Raw genomic sequence first — 15809 nt, 5'->3', positions numbered from 1 at the left:
GCTCCGCTTGACCGGATGTCAAGCGCCGATTTCTAGGTTTGAGCTGAAATAATTACTTTTCAAGGTCCAAAGGAGTTTTCGAAAAGATGAGTGTGTACGGAACCGATCTGATCAAACTGGCGGTTATCTTTGCATTGATCCCGCTCACCGCCTTGTTCGTGGTTGCCGAATCTTCGCTTCGCGCGCTCCGCCCGGGTCGGGTGAACGCGCTGAGGCGAGAAGGCCGCAAAAACGCAGCCGCGTTAAAAAATCTGGCCGACCGCATGGATCAAGCGCTGTCGACCTGCCAGCTCGCCATCACGGCGATCTCCTTAACGCTTGGCTGGCTGGGACAACCCGCCGTTCGCCGGCTGCTGCGGCCGCTGTTTTTATATATCGGCTTGTCCGAGCCGGTAGAATCGTTTTTTTCCTTTCTGATCGCTTTTATTGTCATCACGTATTTGCATGTCGTGCTGGGCGGACTGGTGCCGCAGGTGCTTGCCTCCCAAAAGGGGGAGTCGTTCGCCCTGGCCGCATCCCGGCCGCTCCTCTGGTTCGCGACGCTGCTCTCTCCAATGATTTGGCTGCTTAACCGCTCTTCCCGCTGGATCGTTTCACTGCTTGGCCTTAAGCCGCCCGCGGAATGGAACGAAGCGCACAGTGTGGAAGAACTGCGGGCCCTGCTCAGCCAAAGCCTGGAAAGCGGACAAATCGGCACCAACGAATTCAGTTTTGTTAGCCGCATATTCGCGTTTGACGATAAGCTCGCCAAAGACATCATGGTGCCGCGGACCGACATGGTTTGTCTGCACGCCGGCAAATCGCGGGAGGAAAACCTGCAGATCATTAAGGAAGAGCAGTATACCCGCTACCCCGTGATCCGGGAAAACAAGGACGATATCGTCGGAATGATCAACACGAAGACGCTGTTTTTGTCCGATGAGGAGACGTTTCGGGGTTCCCTGGACTCGCTTGTCCGGCCCGTGATGACGGTATCGGAAAATATTCCGCTGCCCAAGCTGCTGAAAAAAATGCAGAAGGAGCGCTCCCACATCGCGGTCTTGATCGACGAATACGGCGGAACATCCGGAATGGTGACGATTGAGGACATTTTGGAGGAAATCGTCGGCGACATCCGCGACGAATTCGATGCCGAGGAAGAGCAGGAAATTACCGAAGTTGCGGCGAATCATCTCATTGTGGACGGCAAAGTGTCCGTCTCGCTGATTAACGAACTGCTGCTGACCGACCTGGAGGAAGAGGAAACCGATACGATCGGCGGATGGGTTTACGGGCAAAACATGGACATCGAGGAAGGAACGGAACTTACGCACGGCGATCTCCGTTTTAAGGTGCTGGAACGGGAAGAAAGCCGGATCCGGAAGATCGAAATCGAAAGGATCGAGATTCCCGTGCTTCCGGAAGAAGCTCCCCAGGAACGATTGTAAAGGCTAATCTGATGCAACACCTGATGCAACACCTGATGCAACAAATGTTTCTAACACGATAACTTTCTAACGGTTGCCACAGCCGCTATTTGGTCCCACAACGTTGATTGCAAATTTTAACGGATGCCATAGCGTTTATTTTACTGAAACTCGGCTATCTTTACCTGGATTGAGGCTAATAGCGATGCTCACAACCGTTAGAAATTGGAAACCGCCTTTTTTCGTAAAATAGCGGCTGTTACAACCGTTAAACTTCCGGCGGATGGGGTAATTCCCTTAAAAAAGCACCAGTGCTTCTACGGTTTTCACGGCTTTCACGGCTTTCACGGCTTTCACGGCTTTCACGAATTTCACGAATTTCACGAATTTTACAGATTACACAACTTTCACAACTTTTACAGCTTACACACAACATCATGCACAACATCATAAGGAAGTGATCACCATGAGACGCGGACGCTTTGCGCCGACGCCTTCCGGCGACATGCATCTGGGCAACGCCAAAATGGCGCTTTTGTCGTGGCTGCAAATGCGGGCGGCCGGAGGAGCGTTTGTGCTGCGGATTGAAGATATCGACATCCAGCGCTCAAAACCGGAAATTACCGAACGGATTATCGCCGATCTTCGCTGGCTTGGCCTGGATTGGGACGAGGGCCCCGGTGCGGACGGTCCGTACGGCCCGTATTGGCAAAGCCGCAGGACGGCGATGTACGAGGAGGCTTTGGCCAAGCTGGACCAAGACGGCCGCTTGTATCCGTGCTATTGCAGCCGCGCGGAGCTGCTGGCCGTGGCCGGCGCGCCGCACGGGTTAAGCTCGGAAGGCGCGCCGTACCCCGGGACGTGCCGCCATTTAACTCCAGCGGAACGCCGGATCAAAGCGCAGGCGAAATCGCCTTCGCTTCGTTTCGCGCTGGGCGGCGAAGGCGTCGCCTTCGTGGACGGCATCGCCGGGCCGCAGTCGTTCCCGCCGGGCAGCGGCGGCGACTTTGTGGTGCGGCGGGCGGACGGGCTATTCTCGTACCAGCTAGCCGTCACCGTCGATGATTGCCTGATGGGCATCACCGACGTGCTGCGCGGCGACGACTTGCTGGACTCCACGCCCCGCCAGCTCCACTTGTACGCCGCGCTCGGATGGACGCCGCCCGCCTTCGCCCACGCCCCGCTCATCCTTGGCGAAGACGGACGGCGGCTGGCCAAGCGGCACGGCAACCTCGGCATCGGCGCGCTGCGCCAGGCGGGTACGCGGCCGGAGACCGTCATCGGCTGGCTGGCGTACATCAGCGGCCTGACCGATCGGCCGGAACCCGCCGCCGCGGGCGATTTGGTCCGCGAGTTCCGGCTGGACAACATCTCCCGCGAGCCGTTTATTCTAACGGAGGCGATGGTGCGTAAGCTGCTGCCATAACCGCTGCCGTGTCGCAGCCTTTAGCTGCCTTTAGCTGCCTTTAGCTGCCTTGAGCAGCATACCGGCCTCCGGCCGCTCCGGCCGAGCCCATGTCTCCAGCCGCAGCGCGAGCTTACTCCAGCTTCCGGCGGATCGCATCTTCATACTGGCGGAACGCCGGACTGTGTGTCAGCCCCCGCTGTTCCGCCAGCATGTTCAGCCGCAGCTGCTGCTCTGACAGCTTTTTCTTCAGCTCCCGCTTCTCTTCCTCATCCTGACAGGCCGCGATCAAATCGGCCAACCGCAGGCATTCGCCGTGCAGGTTTAATTCTTCCGGAACGCAGCCGGCGTTTTTCAGCAATTTGTAGGCCATCCGCAAATCTTCGGGAACGGACGACAAATCCTCAATTTGCAGCGGCCGCCCGTTCCCGGGCAGATGATCGAATTCCCCGCGCGCCATCGCTTCGGCTATTTTTTGCTCAGCGAGCCAAGACAACATTTTCTTCTCCTCCTTCGCACCTATTTGCCAATCCCCTTCTATACCAACAAGTTTCGCACATCTGCGTTCGTGTTTAGGTATCCCTGCATGCTGCTTTGCACGATTCTCCCTTTTGTTCAGGGGGGAGAGGGCGGAGGCTAATCACGGTCCTTTCATTTTTCCCGGCGTCTTGCCCCATTCCTCCCGTCAGATCTGCTTCACTTCTCCAACCTCCTTCTCACAAGCCTGTCTAACGATGTCAGACATGTGATCTCGAACATGTGATCTCGAGCATGTCTGCTTCTCCCAAACCTATTTTCTTCTCCTGAATTTATCTTCCTCTCTGCTGCCGGATCAAACGGGATAATCGTGCAAAGCGTCCGGACAGCGGATATTGATATTGATCTGTCGAAATTTCTTGCCACGATCGCTTACCGGCCTCCCCTGCCAAGCGCTGATTATTAGGTTGAGCCTTAATTACAAAGTTGAGTTCACGCTAAATACCGGTTTTACTTGCGATTATACATTGGTTCGGCCCCGCTGAAAACCAGCTCCGGTCCGGCCAGCCGCCGTACATACGGGAAGGCGCGCCGGGAGAAGCGTCATCCACGATCACCGCCGCCATAATTCGGAGTATTAGCCCCTTTCCCTTTCTTGCCTCATGCCCCAATTACGGGCGATCAGCATCAATCTATTGGATTTTTTCCAAAGTGGGGATAGCAAAAAAAAGCTTCCGCCCCAAGGACGGAAGCAAACGCCTGAAATGCCATTTTAAATTTTTGGCTACAGCAGCGATTCCGCGCCGTCGATGACGATTTGGGCGCCGGTGATGTGAATCGCTTCGTCGGAGGCCAAAAAAGCGACCAAATCGGCGACGTTCTCCGGCTGCCCCGGCCCATCGGATAGCGGCTGCGAGCCTTCAGGATATTTGACCGGAATGATGATTTCCTGCAGCTCCTTGCTTTTTTCCGTGGAAGCGTCGATATTCGTGGCGATCGCTCCAGGGCAAATCGCATTGACACGGATTTTGAACTTGGCAAGCTCCAGGGCGAGCATTTTGGCAAAAGCGACCTGCCCGGCCTTGGTGGTGCTGTATGCCGACATGCCGAAACCGGAAAATTTATAGTTGCCGTTAATGGAACTTGTGATGATAATGCTGCCGCCGCCGCGCTGCTTCAAATACGGGACCGCGTTTTTTACCGTCAAAAAAGTGCCGTTCAAGTTGACGCTGAGCGTTTTTTCCCATTCTTCAAAGCTAAAATCCTCCACCGGGGCCAGTCTCCCGTTAATGCCGGCGTTTGCGAAGACGATATCGATGCCCCCAAAATGCCCGGCCGCCTCGCGGACCGCCTTCTCCATACGCGCCGGATCGGCCACATCCACATCGAAGGCCCGGGCCGCCCCGGCGTGGAGGCCGTTGATTTCCCGCTCCGCCTGCCCGGTCCGTTCATCCAGCAGATCGAACAGCGCCACCTTCGCGCCTTCGGCAGCCAATTTAACGGCCGCCGCTTTGCCGATGCCGGAGCCGGCTCCGGTCACGATCGCCGTTTTTCCCTCAAAACGCCCGCGCTTGTTTGTTTGATGTCCTTCCATCATCTGCTCACACTCCTATCAGAGGTAGTTCAAAAAGTCATTTTTCTGCCTCTTTCCAGATTGCCCATCTAGGGGTGTGATTTAGTCACGATGTTTTTCTTAGAGGTCCCGTTTTGCGAAAATCAGACACGATACTTTATAGGAAACGAATACGGCAAGCGCCGCAACGCCGATCCCCATCAGGCCGGCGACATAGGGGTGCGCTCCGATCCGGGCGATCATCCCCATCGCTCTTTCGCTGCCCAGTACGTTGTACACGGTAAAGCTGACTCCAAAAAAGAAGATCATCATGGCGATGTTCAAAAATTGGGCCCCTTTCGGACCAAGCCAAAAATAAAGCGGAATATAAACAGACATGACCAGAATCTGGAGTGCAAACACGCCGAGCAAATATGAAGGCTCCCAGCTAACCGAACCTCCCTGCAGCACAGCGGCTCCTTTATCCAGCACAACGCTCAAGAGGAACGCCGCCAGCATGAAAATAAACGCGGAGGCATATTTGGACAAAACGAGCAGGCTGCGGCGCACCGGCAGGTTGACCAGAAACTGCTGAACCGGCAGCTGCATGTCGGCGCTAAGCGTCAAAATCAGCACCATCCCCGGCAGCATTCCGTACAAAAACGAATTGTTCGCCTGAATAAAACCGGAGAACACGATGGCATAAACCGCCAACACTCCGATATAACGCTTCATCAGCAATAGATCCTTGTGCAGCAATCGAACGATGCTAGACATTTGCTTTTCCACCCTTCACCGTAAAATACATGATTTCTTCCAGCGTAGGCCGGTCGTACAGCACCTCGCCGCCGAACAGCTCGCGGGCTTGTTCACGATCCGGCGCCAAGCCTTCGAATCCAACCTCCGTCTCCCGCACCCCGATCAGGGCCCGGCGCACATCGGCATCGAGCAAGCCGCGGCTGCCTTTGACGAGCACATACCGCTCAAGCACATCGTCCTTTGTATCGGAAAATACGATGCTCCCGCGGTTCAAAAAGGTAACGTAGTCCGCCACCCGATCGAGATCGGCCGTTAAATGCGTGGAGAACAAAACCGTATTCTCCCCGCTCAAGATATACTCCGCAAGCAAATCCAGCAGCTCGCGCCGGAAAACGGGATCGAGCCCCGCCGTCGGTTCGTCCATAATAAGCAGCGCCGGATGATGCGACAAAGCGAGCGCGATCGCATACTTCATTTTCATCCCCTTGGAGCAATCCTTGATCTTCTTGCGTTTCGGCAGTTCGAACCGGTCCATGTACCGCTCGAAAACGTCCTCGTCCCAGCCGGGATAAAACGGGGCAACGATCCGCTTCATTTGCTCCATCGTCAAATAATCATAAAAAATATTTTCGTCTGATATATAGCCGACATGCTGCTTGTACCCGGCATGCTCCGAACCCGCCGTTTCACCGAGCACCGAAATTTTGCCCTGATCCGGCAGCACCATGCCCATGACCGCTTTGATCAGCGTGCTTTTTCCGGCTCCGTTGGGACCGATCAGCCCGGTAATGTAGCCTTTCGGCACTCCGAAGCTCACGTCCGATAATGCAAAGCTTCCGTACCGTTTCGAAAATCCATCAACCTGTATCGCGTTCATTTCTTTGCTCCTCCTTCGCTGTCCAAAAGCTTCATCCATTCGATCAGTTCCTCCATGCTCACCGGTATGCTGCGGCATTCCTCCAGGACCTCCCTCAGCTTGTTCTCAAGCGCTCTCAGCCGCTGTTCGCGGATAAATTCCTGATTTCCGCCGGCAACGAAGGAGCCTTTTCCCACCACGGAATCGATGAGGCCCTCCTGCTCCAGCTCGTTATAGGCCCTTTTCGTCGTGATGACGCTGATTTGCAAATCTTTGGCCAACTGGCGTATGGAAGGAAGCGCCGTACCGGGGGGAAGCTTCCCCTGCAGGATGCTCTCCCGGATTTGCCGGACGATCTGCAAGTAAATCGGTTCGCCCGAAGAATGGGATAGCAAAATATCCATTGTACATCTTTCCTTTGTTGTATACTTTGTCAACAATGTATATATACAATATATACACTCACACATAAAAAATCAACCCCTGAGTTTAAAAACGACAAAAAGAGGCCAACCGGGATTATCCCGTTTGACCTCGTCTTATAAAGCCGTCCCCGCGGGGACGTTCTGATCTTATTTCCGGCCGGACGAATCACCTGGACTTGGCGCGGACTTCCTCTCGGGATTCCTTTTGGGCTTCCGGCGGCTGCCGAAACCACATGTGCAGCATGTCCTGAAATTGATGGCGCGGGGTCGGCGTGGCGATCAGCCAGTCTTCTTCCTCATTGGCGCTGAATCGGATCAGCCAGTTAATATGTTCATTGTTCAGAAAATGTACCGTCTGCAGCTCCCAAGCATCCCCCGCCTTAGCGTAAAAACGCATTTCTCCCTGCGCCAAGGGAGCTTTCAGACAGCGGGCAAGCGCGATGCTGCCTTCCTCGTCATTCGTCAGCGCGGTAAGCGCGCCGGTCAACTTCTCCAGATCCAGCTTGTCCATTTGGCCGGCGATCTCTTCAAACCGGCGTCTGGACATCATTAAAGCGGGGAGCTCGACGCGGAGCGTTCGCGAATTCCATCTCATTTTCAAAGTCAGGTCCTCGCACCACTGCTGCATCCCGCCAGCGCTTTCCAGCAGCAAACGCGGCGATTCCTCGTGAAGCCGCTCTACTTTAACCATTTGTTTTCCGGCCAAATATAAATATTGTTCATATTTCTTCGTCCCGGCCCGAAAATTTAGCCAGCAGGCTTTGCCCGCCAGAAACGCAGCAGTCAGACAGGTCGATACGTGCAGGGGCAAGCTTGGCAGATTCTCGATCAGCGGTGTGGGGGTTTCGTTTTTGCGCAGCCCTCTATGCAAATATTTTAAAAAAGGATGGTCCGCTTCAAGCAGATCTCCTGGTCCTAAAGTCTTCGTCAAATAAAACCAAGAGTATGCATCCAGCTTCACTGTGCCTTTCCGCACAGCACTTGAGACCAACATCTGTCCACCTCCTCATTAGGATCAAAGCTTCATTTTCGTTCCTTTGGTGTAATCATAACACTTATTAATTTTGCAATGCGCGGAAATTTTTCCCATTCTATTACAATATACCCACAAAAATAGGGCATGAAGCATATTTTTGAGCGAGATGAAACTTTTTTAATCCTGAATTCGTAATTAAGGTAAGCGCAAAAAAGAGAGACTTCCGTCCCTCCCCGGTGATATTATGTCATCAAACATTAATCGAATTATAATGTTTTCTTAATGTTTTTTTAAGTTTCTTACTATAGTATTGTACTATGAAACCACTGTATAGAGGTGATTACTATGAGAATTCTCATTAACTTCCAAAACAATCTCGTACCCGTTTACTTTAACGTCGACAGCAAGCAACCTGTACAGCGTACTTTAAAACTGCTGACCAGCGCGCTCGAGTACAAATATTATAACGGCAAACAAGCTTTGAAAAAATGTTTGAGCTCGCTGATCAGCATTGAAATCGAAGGTTCCGAAGCGATCCTTCACAGCAAAAGCGAATTCGACACGCTGGCGCTTTCACTCTATTAATCTGGCGGAAGCCGCGGCAAAAGAAACTCCCCCTCGTTAGCTCATTACGCTAAGAGGGGGAGTTTCTTTTATCTTATCCCGATCTGCCGGCGGCTGAGCCGGGGCTTTTGCCGGCATGTCTGGCTTGGAGCAGCGGCTTCAGGCGCAGCGTCACCGCGGTGATGGCCAGCAATGCGCCGTTCAGCACAAAAACCAGCGGAATGGAAATCCAGCCGCCAAGGGCGCCCCCTGCGATCGGCCCGACCATATTGCCAAGCTGGCTGGCCGATTGGTTCAGGCTGAAGGCCCGGCCGCGGAACTCCGGCTTGGTCACCTCAACGATCAGCGCGTTCAAAGCCGGGAACACCGCGGCAAAAAACAGGCCGTACACAAAACGAAGCGCCCCGAAGCCAACCTGATTGTGGAAAAGAACCTGCAGAATATTGCCCAGACCGCCGCCAATCAGGCCGATCATCAGCGTATTCTTGTAGCCGATACGGCCGCCGATTTTACCCCAAATCGGCGCGGCGATCACGGTCGCGATGCCCACCGCCGAGAAGATAATGCCCGAACTGAAGGAGGCGTCGGACGCCGAGGCGCCAAGATCAAGCACATAAAGCGAAAGCAGCGGCTCCAGTACCATGACTGAAGCCGTGACGAGCATCACCACGAGCAGATGGCCCATAAACGGACGGTTCGCCGAAGCTTCCTTTAAGTCGTCCAGCACATGGGAGCGTTCGCGGTTGCGGTCGAAGTTCTCTTCCTTCACAAAAATCAAAGCGATCAAGGCGGAAAACAACACCACCGCTCCCGCAACCAGAAAGCATTCGCGGTACCCGATAAATTTGCTGAGCGAGCCCCCGACCAGCGGTCCGATAATGCCGCCCGCCGCCCCCGCCGTCGACATGATTCCTAGCGAGTAGCCCACCTGCTTCTCCGGCGTATTCGTCGCCACCAGCGCGATCGCCGACGGCACGTATCCGGCCAATAACCCGGAGAGGATGCGTACGGCGATGAGCTGGTACGGATCCTGAACCAATGAGTTAAGTATATATACGGCGCACAAGGAAAAACCCGAGCGCAGCAGCATCGGCTTGCGTCCGTATTTGTCCGACAGCGATCCCCAATAAGGAGATATCAAAGCCCCGGCCAAAAACGTAATGCCGAACGCAAAGCCCGACCAAAGGGTCAAATTCTTCGTCACTCCGAGATCATGCGCGATAAACAAAGACATGAACGGAATGACCATGGAATAAGCAGTGCTGCAAAAAAACACCCCGATCCACAGCACGTACAGATTTCTTTTCCAGGGGAATTTCATCTTCCCACCCCCAGCGTTGTCACCTCGATACCCTGGAACTAACCCGTCCTTCTTATTGTAGCACGATTTCAGCGGAACGTTTGGAAAGATGAAGAAATTAATCCTGTCCGGCGTTATAATTGAGCTATAGCCATGAAAGGCAGACGAGAGTTGGCCAGGTATGGCTTCATTCCAATCATGCGTTCAGGAAAACGCTTACGCGAAGCGGCACGGCGTTTTTCCGAATCGCATAAGCAAAGGAGCATGTTAAATGGCACTGTTTCAATGCCGCTTTTATTCCGAAGTGCTGGGGCTCAGCACGTCGATGACCGTGATTTTGCCTGAGCCCGCCAAGTCGCAAATCGGAATGTCCGCCAAAGGAGCTCAAGGTCCTTATCCGGCCCTCTACCTGCTGCACGGCATGTCCGACGACGACACCGTCTGGCTGCGCCGGACGTCGATCGAACGTTATGTATCGGGCATGGGGCTCGCCGTCGTCATGCCTCAGGTCGATTTGAGCTTCTACACCGATATGGCCGAAGGCAACCGGTATTGGACATTCGTCAGCGAGGAGCTGCCGCGGCTCTGCCGTTCGTTTTTCCCGTTGTCCGGACGCCGGGAGGACACGTTTGTCGCCGGCCTGTCGATGGGCGGATACGGAGCCTTTAAGCTGGCCCTGCGAAAACCCGAGATGTTCGCCGCGGCGGCCAGCTTATCCGGGGCTTTGGACATGAATGCAAGATTTCGTTTGGACGACGCGAACTTTGCGCTGCTGCGCCGCATCTTTGGAGATGCCGGTCCGCAGAACAGCGAAAACGACCTGCTGGCGCTGCTCGAGCAGACCGGCAAAGACGGCAAGCCGGTGCCCCGGCTGTACCAGTGCTGCGGCACGGAAGACTTTCTGTACGCGGATAACCGGACGTTCCGCGAAGCCTGCGTCCGGCTGGGAATCCCCCTGACCTATGAGGAAGGCCCCGGCGAACATGAGTGGGGATACTGGGACGCCAAAATCCAAGACGTGCTGCAATGGCTGCCGCTGCGGGCCCCGTCATTTTAATGTTGGGTTGCCACAAGCGTTGCATTAAATCTGATCTGACTAGATACATGTTCTAGCCACACAACTATTCTAACGGTTGCCACAAGCGCTATTTGTTCTATGAAACGTTGATTTCAAATTGTAACGGTTGCCATGGCGCTTATTTCACTTAAATCCGGCTATTTTGCTCAGATTCAGGCAAATAACGGCGCTCACAACCGTTAAAATTTAGAAAAGGTCTTTTTTCGTAAAATAGCCGCTGCTGCAACCGTTAGATTTCCGAGAAGCTTTTACGGGAAATCTTTGGCAAAAGTTAATGCAACGCTAGGGGCGGATTATAACCGTTAGAAATTGAATCCGCGTCTTTTCGACGAAATAAGCCCGATCACAACCGTCTGCTATGAACGTTTTTGTCAAGCCCTCCGTGTGAGAGGTGCCTGAGCACGTGGCGCGAGAGCAAAAATGCGAGCGACGGTCGGCACGCTGCTATCCGTGGGTTGGTACCACATGTTATGCCTTCGTCAAGGAGAGCTCTTGCAAGCTAGAAGCGCACGTTCAGTTACTCACCTAGTGCAAACGGTTGACGCAAATTCTCTCCCGGAACCTTCGTTTGCTCCCGGGCCTCGTGCTCAGGCGTGAGCTTGTCAAGCGCTTTTCTTGACAAGCGGTTAGGTTCAAATCAACACTTTTCCTATTCCTCATTGGAAATGAGGAACGCCTCACGGCGAGTGTGGGGGTGCAGGGGGCAACGCTCCCTGCGTCTCCCCAAAGGGGACGGAAGGGGCGTTAGTTAGCCACCGGTTGTTCCACCGTTCGAGCAACAGCCCATATGAACCCGGTTAGCTCCCTGGCCACCGCGCCTACGGCCACATTTTTGTGTTTGTTCTTTCCAAAAATGAGATGACGGTATTTGTAATGCAATCTTTCTTGCGCTTTCCACGACAACAGTTGTATATCGGCCGGCATGCCATCCAAACGCTTGGCGAGATCTCCTTTCACCGCAGGCCGATGACGGTAGCTCCAGGCGGATTCCACCAAGGATCGGCGCAAGCGCCCGTTACCGGCTTTGGTCATACTTCCGCGCCGAGTACTCAGGCCGGTTGAACTCTCACGAGGAACCAACCCTAAATACGCCATGAGTTGGGCCGGGGAGCGGAAGCGAGTAAATGAACCGATCTCAGCAGCTAGAGTGACGGCCGTCAGTAGTCCAATCCCACGCAGGGACTGAAGCACCCGAATCAGAGTTGCCTTGGAGCCGACCGTGGCTTGCTGAACCAAGGCTTTTTCCAAACGCCCCATCCGCTGCTCGATCTCATTTAAGGTATGGAGCATCTCGTCGAAGGCTACTTGCATGGGCTCATAAGGGAATGTCAGTTGCTCCAGCCAGGAACGGTACTTCCGGGTCCAACGACGCTTTATCGTAGCCGGCGGTTCGATTTGATGGCGGAGCAGGAACTTCAATATCCGCTGGCGTGCCCGATGCGCGTCCTCTTTGGCGGCCTCCCGGGCGCGAACCAACTCCCGCAAAGCCTCGTCTTCCCGCTCCGGGACGTAGACAGGAGTCAATTCTCCTGCACGAAACAGACGGGCAAGCTGCTCGGCGTCCCGTCGATCCGTCTTCACGTGATCGCCAGGGCGTTTGGGAATAAGCGACGGAGCAATGACAACGCAATGGGCTCCCATGGAGGTGATCCAGCGATAGGTTTCGTAACCTGTCGGACCTGCCTCATAACAAAACGATAGCGTTTCGGCCGGTCCCAGTTCTTTGATCAGCTTGCGCAGCGCCGCCGGGGTGTGAGGAATGCTCCCGTAATAGCGAGGAGTTTCACCGCTTGCATCTGCAATAGCAACCGAAATTTTTTCTTTGGATACATCTAAACCGACGAATTTTGTGGTAGACTGCATAGTATCAGCTCTCCTTTGCTATGTAGCTCTGAAATGGTTTGGTTTTCACTATCCATTTTAACCTACGAGATGTAGCAATATGGAGGGCTGTCTTTTGTTTACGTTCATCATAGCTAGCGAAAGACTGGAGATCCGGGACGCAGAGACGCAGGGTCGTTAACTCCATACGAATGGATGGCTAACTGACTTTGTCGGGAGATTTCCCGGAAATCAATCACACCCATAAGCCAACTCCCGACTACTCCCACTCCTGCGCAAACCGCCGGCGCTGCTCCCCTTTGCCGCGGGGAGCGCCGCCTTTGCCGGAACCGGCCTTGGCGGCGCTTTTGCCGGCCCCGGCCTTGGCCGCGCGCTGCCGGCTTTGCTCTTTGGCGGCCTGAAATTTAAGCTCCCGCTGCGTCTTAAGGTAATTGTCCAGCCGTTTACGCTCAAGCTGTCCGGTGCGCAGCGCTTCCCGGACCGCGCACCCGGCCTCCTGCTGGTGCCGGCAATCGCTGAAGCGGCACGCCTTGGCCAGCTCCTCGATGTCGCTGAACGCTTCCGCCCAGCCGCCGTCATCGTCCCACAGCTGCAGCTCGCGCATCCCCGGCGTGTCGATCATGACCGCGCCCTGGGGCAGCACGAACAGCTCCCGGTGCGTCGTCGTATGCCGGCCGCGGCTGTCGTCCTCGCGCACGCTCTGGGTCCGCTGCATCTCCTCTCCGGCCATCCAGTTAAGGATGGTCGATTTTCCGGCGCCGGACGAGCCGGTCAAGGCGACCGTCACGCCCGGTTTAAGCAGCGCATCCACCTGCTCCCGCCCCCGGTTTTCCATGGCGCTGACCACGATAACCGGCACCCCGGGCGCGATTCCCTCCGTCTCGCTGACGTAACGCTCCGGATCGGGGCATAGATCCGCTTTGCTCAGAACGATCACCGGCGACGCCCCGCTGTTCCACGCCATAATCAAATAGCGCTCCAAACGCCGCAAATTGAAATCCAGATTCAGCGCGGCCACCACAAACAACAGATCGACATTGGCCGCGACGATTTGCTCGGCCGGTACCGAACCGGCGGCGCGCCGGGAGATCCGGCTGGTACGCGGAAGCAGGCCGTGTATCACCGCATCCTGGCTGTCGTCCGCCAGAAAACGGAGCGCCACAAAGTCGCCTACCGCCGGAAATTCGCTGCGCTCGCCAAGCTCATGCTGCAGGCGGCCGGACATTTCCGCCCAGCCTTCGCCCCGCTCCGTAGCCACGCGGTATTTGCGTCCGTGGTCGGCCACGACTCTGCCCGGCCATACCTGCCCAAGGCCCAGCCCTTTTAATGCGGTTTCCCGCTCATGATTCCATCCTAAATTGGTCAAATTCAATCGGGTATTCCTCCTAAAATGATATCGTTCGGTTTGATTTTTCGCGGTCTCTTGGCGGATCTGCAGCAAGCTAAAACAGCGCAAAAAGACGCGAGGTTCTTCGCCCCGCGCCCGCTTTGGAAGTCGCAGGAAAACCGGCCCCCATTTCCGCGCGCACACGCTCATGCAATCGGAATTAGGGCACTGTTCCCTGCGCAGTTTCTCCCGGCCGCCTAGCGAAATTCGCCGGCGGCCACAGCAAAAAGCCGCGGGACGACAATACGGTCCCGCGGCTGGGTAATCCTGCACCTTATGGCTAGCTTTCATTCATTAACAAAAGGTTAGCGTTAGATGCTTTTCCGCCAAGCAGGCCGTACTTACGTCAAAAGTTTCATGAACATCAAGCTTAGACACATGGACTTTTTTCATAATTACCAGCCTCCTTCAAGATTTTGTATTCATCATATTGGATCGGGCAGGCTTTGTCAATCCTTCCACTTGTAAAATGCCCCTACCCGGTTATTGCTCCGTTCCCGCAAGTTCCTCCAGCAGAGGGGGAATTTCGTCCAACCCATAAACGGAACGCCAAGGTTCTCCTCCGGCCAGCTCCGCGTCCCAGGCATGTTTGCGCCGCAGCCAAATCCCGCGAATCCCGACCTGCGCCGCCCCCCAAATATCGTTGCGGGGATGGTCGCCGACGATCACCGCCTTCTCCGGGGTTACGCCAAGCCGCTCCAACGCCAGCCGGTAAATTTGCGGATCCGGCTTGCGGATGTCCACGTCCCCGGATACGACGATCGTGTCAAAATACGGCCGCAAGTGGAGCAAATCGATTTTTCCGTGCTGCAAACGGCTTATTCCGTTGGTGATGATGCCTAACCGGAGGCCCCGCGAGCGGCAGGCTTCCAATGTCTTGGCCGCGTGATCCATCGCCTTGGCGTGGGTCATATAGTTGCGGTCATAATAAGCCTTTAGTTCCTCCAGGTCGGGCCGCTTCTTCCACGGCAAATGTTCGATCAGCTCCCGGAAGAAGCCCTCTTTCGGCCGGTATCCGTCGGCGTCCCTCTCGATCATATAATCAATCAGCCTGTTCCGCTCCTCTTCTTCCAAGACAGGCACCAGGCATTCCCGCGCCAACTGTTCCGCAAACCGGCGAAACGTATGGTCCCGGTCCATCAGCGTATTATCCAAGTCAAACAACACCGCTTCTAGCTGCAATTTTAAGTTCCCTCTCTCCCCACTTATTCTCTTTCTCTATTGTAAAACAGGCTGTCAAATGAAAAAAGCGCAAGGCCCTGACCGGGCCCTGCGCTCCAGGCTCACATAACACGTCTGGGGCGGTGGGTTAACAGCATCTCCTGCTCCGTAACATACAGCGGAAACGGCGGCATTTCCTTGAGGTAGTGCTCCCGCATTAACAGCCGGTAATCCACCTGGAGCTCGCGGGACTGTTCCAGCACCGGAAGTTTCCCCTGTTCATCCATGTAAGTATCCACCGCAGGCTGAACCATGTCCAAGTAATAGGGAATCAGGCGGTCGGTTTCATCAAAAATCTCATAGGTTTCCCTGGACAGAAAAAATCGTTGCTTCGTAATGCCGCCCAAATAACGCGACAATCGCTTCATTTCCAGACTTCCGTCAGGAAGCAGCAGCGATAACCGGTTTACGCCTTCGGGCATGTCGGCCTCAAAACGCAATACGGCCTGCCTCACCTCGTCGAGCGAAACCGAAACGGTATCCGGGGCTCCGGCGCGAGTTGGTTTTGGTTTTCTTTTGAACCACGACAGCATGTACGGCACCTCCCTAAATCTATCAAAT

15 protein-coding genes are annotated in these 15809 nt (G+C 54.9%); 4 read left to right on the top strand and 11 right to left on the bottom strand.

Annotation, left to right across the window (positions count from 1 at the left end; all coding sequences use genetic code 11):
* Nucleotides 1-86 precede the first annotated feature (86 nt).
* Both DYE26_RS04235 and gluQRS read left to right on the top strand, forming a co-directional pair.
* Nucleotides 87-1427, top strand: a complete 1341-nt coding sequence (locus tag DYE26_RS04235; RefSeq protein ID WP_036622478.1) for a hemolysin family protein — start codon at nucleotides 87-89, stop codon at nucleotides 1425-1427.
* 445 nt (nucleotides 1428-1872) lie between these two features.
* A complete protein-coding gene (gluQRS, locus tag DYE26_RS04230; RefSeq protein WP_036622476.1) occupies nucleotides 1873-2832 on the top strand; it encodes a tRNA glutamyl-Q(34) synthetase GluQRS in 960 nt (319 codons plus the stop codon).
* A gap of 112 nt (nucleotides 2833-2944) precedes the next feature.
* Here gluQRS and DYE26_RS04225 read toward each other — a convergent pair whose 3' ends face one another.
* From DYE26_RS04225 to DYE26_RS04200, 6 genes are all read right to left on the bottom strand, one after another.
* Nucleotides 2945-3310 (bottom strand): DnaJ family domain-containing protein, encoded by a 366-nt coding sequence (locus DYE26_RS04225; RefSeq protein ID WP_036622474.1) that lies wholly within the window; start codon nucleotides 3308-3310, stop codon nucleotides 2945-2947.
* 762 nt (nucleotides 3311-4072) lie between these two features.
* Nucleotides 4073-4882: an SDR family oxidoreductase gene (locus tag DYE26_RS04220; RefSeq protein WP_115311278.1), complete on the bottom strand. Its 810-nt coding sequence runs from the start codon at nucleotides 4880-4882 to the stop codon at nucleotides 4073-4075.
* 99 nt (nucleotides 4883-4981) lie between these two features.
* Entirely contained in the window at nucleotides 4982-5617 is a 636-nt protein-coding gene (locus DYE26_RS04215) for an ABC-2 transporter permease (protein WP_036622470.1), read from the bottom strand.
* Nucleotides 5610-6476: an ABC transporter ATP-binding protein gene (locus DYE26_RS04210; protein WP_036622468.1), complete on the bottom strand. Its 867-nt coding sequence runs from the start codon at nucleotides 6474-6476 to the stop codon at nucleotides 5610-5612. Before DYE26_RS04210 ends, DYE26_RS04215 begins: the two co-directional genes overlap by 8 nt.
* Complete coding sequence (locus DYE26_RS04205) at nucleotides 6473-6859, bottom strand: GntR family transcriptional regulator (protein WP_036622466.1); 387 nt, start codon at nucleotides 6857-6859, stop codon at nucleotides 6473-6475. The genes DYE26_RS04210 and DYE26_RS04205 overlap by 4 nt, the downstream gene beginning before the upstream one ends.
* Before the next feature lie 187 nt (nucleotides 6860-7046).
* On the bottom strand, nucleotides 7047-7874 hold the full coding sequence (locus DYE26_RS04200) for a hypothetical protein (RefSeq protein WP_036622464.1): 828 nt from the start codon (nucleotides 7872-7874) through the stop codon (nucleotides 7047-7049).
* A gap of 327 nt (nucleotides 7875-8201) precedes the next feature.
* Between DYE26_RS04200 and DYE26_RS04195 the strand changes: the two genes are divergently transcribed.
* Nucleotides 8202-8441 carry a hypothetical protein gene (locus tag DYE26_RS04195; RefSeq protein ID WP_036622462.1) on the top strand — a complete coding sequence of 80 codons (240 nt, stop codon included), beginning with the start codon at nucleotides 8202-8204 and terminating at the stop codon, nucleotides 8439-8441.
* Nucleotides 8442-8514: 73 nt separating this feature from the next.
* On the opposite strand, the gene DYE26_RS04190 is transcribed toward DYE26_RS04195, so the two are convergent.
* Entirely contained in the window at nucleotides 8515-9741 is a 1227-nt protein-coding gene (locus DYE26_RS04190; protein WP_036622460.1) for an MFS transporter, read from the bottom strand.
* Between the two features lie 250 nt (nucleotides 9742-9991).
* Between DYE26_RS04190 and DYE26_RS04185 the strand changes: the two genes are divergently transcribed.
* Complete coding sequence (locus tag DYE26_RS04185) at nucleotides 9992-10777, top strand: alpha/beta hydrolase (protein ID WP_036622459.1); 786 nt, start codon at nucleotides 9992-9994, stop codon at nucleotides 10775-10777.
* Nucleotides 10778-11542: 765 nt separating this feature from the next.
* Here DYE26_RS04185 and DYE26_RS04180 read toward each other — a convergent pair.
* From DYE26_RS04180 to DYE26_RS04165, 4 genes are all read right to left on the bottom strand, one after another.
* Nucleotides 11543-12661 carry an IS110 family RNA-guided transposase gene (locus DYE26_RS04180; RefSeq protein WP_036623922.1) on the bottom strand — a complete coding sequence of 373 codons (1119 nt, stop codon included), beginning with the start codon at nucleotides 12659-12661 and terminating at the stop codon, nucleotides 11543-11545.
* Nucleotides 12662-12899: 238 nt separating this feature from the next.
* The gene (rsgA, locus tag DYE26_RS04175; protein WP_240534125.1) at nucleotides 12900-14012 is read right to left on the bottom strand and encodes a ribosome small subunit-dependent GTPase A; all 1113 of its coding nucleotides are present in this window, start codon (nucleotides 14010-14012) and stop codon (nucleotides 12900-12902) included.
* 498 nt (nucleotides 14013-14510) lie between these two features.
* Nucleotides 14511-15209: an HAD family hydrolase gene (locus tag DYE26_RS04170; RefSeq protein WP_082207747.1), complete on the bottom strand. Its 699-nt coding sequence runs from the start codon at nucleotides 15207-15209 to the stop codon at nucleotides 14511-14513.
* Between the two features lie 101 nt (nucleotides 15210-15310).
* Nucleotides 15311-15781, bottom strand: coding sequence for a DUF3939 domain-containing protein (locus tag DYE26_RS04165; protein WP_036622453.1), 471 nt, complete (start codon nucleotides 15779-15781; stop codon nucleotides 15311-15313).
* Nucleotides 15782-15809 lie beyond the last annotated feature (28 nt).

Origin of the sequence: Paenibacillus macerans (assembly GCF_900454495.1) — a bacterium.
Classification (GTDB): Bacteria; Bacillota; Bacilli; order Paenibacillales; family Paenibacillaceae; genus Fontibacillus; species Fontibacillus macerans.
Note: the sequence above shows the minus strand (reverse complement) of the source record. Positions and strands in the feature narration are given on the sequence as shown.

What these genes read in the sequence shown, in the direction of transcription:
- DYE26_RS04185 (WP_036622459.1), top strand. Translation starts at nt 9,992, where the DNA reads ATGGCACTGTTTCAATGCCGCTTTTATTCCGAAGTGCTGGGGCTCAGC.
- DYE26_RS04190 (WP_036622460.1), bottom strand. Translation starts at nt 9,741, where the DNA reads ATGAAATTCCCCTGGAAAAGAAATCTGTACGTGCTGTGGATCGGGGTG.
- DYE26_RS04195 (WP_036622462.1), top strand. Translation starts at nt 8,202, where the DNA reads ATGAGAATTCTCATTAACTTCCAAAACAATCTCGTACCCGTTTACTTT.
- DYE26_RS04225 (WP_036622474.1), bottom strand. Translation starts at nt 3,310, where the DNA reads ATGTTGTCTTGGCTCGCTGAGCAAAAAATAGCCGAAGCGATGGCGCGC.
- DYE26_RS04205 (WP_036622466.1), bottom strand. Translation starts at nt 6,859, where the DNA reads ATGGATATTTTGCTATCCCATTCTTCGGGCGAACCGATTTACTTGCAG.
- DYE26_RS04180 (WP_036623922.1), bottom strand. Translation starts at nt 12,661, where the DNA reads ATGCAGTCTACCACAAAATTCGTCGGTTTAGATGTATCCAAAGAAAAA.
- DYE26_RS04200 (WP_036622464.1), bottom strand. Translation starts at nt 7,874, where the DNA reads ATGTTGGTCTCAAGTGCTGTGCGGAAAGGCACAGTGAAGCTGGATGCA.
- gluQRS (WP_036622476.1), top strand. Translation starts at nt 1,873, where the DNA reads ATGAGACGCGGACGCTTTGCGCCGACGCCTTCCGGCGACATGCATCTG.
- DYE26_RS04215 (WP_036622470.1), bottom strand. Translation starts at nt 5,617, where the DNA reads ATGTCTAGCATCGTTCGATTGCTGCACAAGGATCTATTGCTGATGAAG.
- DYE26_RS04235 (WP_036622478.1), top strand. Translation starts at nt 87, where the DNA reads ATGAGTGTGTACGGAACCGATCTGATCAAACTGGCGGTTATCTTTGCA.
- DYE26_RS04165 (WP_036622453.1), bottom strand. Translation starts at nt 15,781, where the DNA reads ATGCTGTCGTGGTTCAAAAGAAAACCAAAACCAACTCGCGCCGGAGCC.
- DYE26_RS04220 (WP_115311278.1), bottom strand. Translation starts at nt 4,882, where the DNA reads ATGGAAGGACATCAAACAAACAAGCGCGGGCGTTTTGAGGGAAAAACG.
- DYE26_RS04210 (WP_036622468.1), bottom strand. Translation starts at nt 6,476, where the DNA reads ATGAACGCGATACAGGTTGATGGATTTTCGAAACGGTACGGAAGCTTT.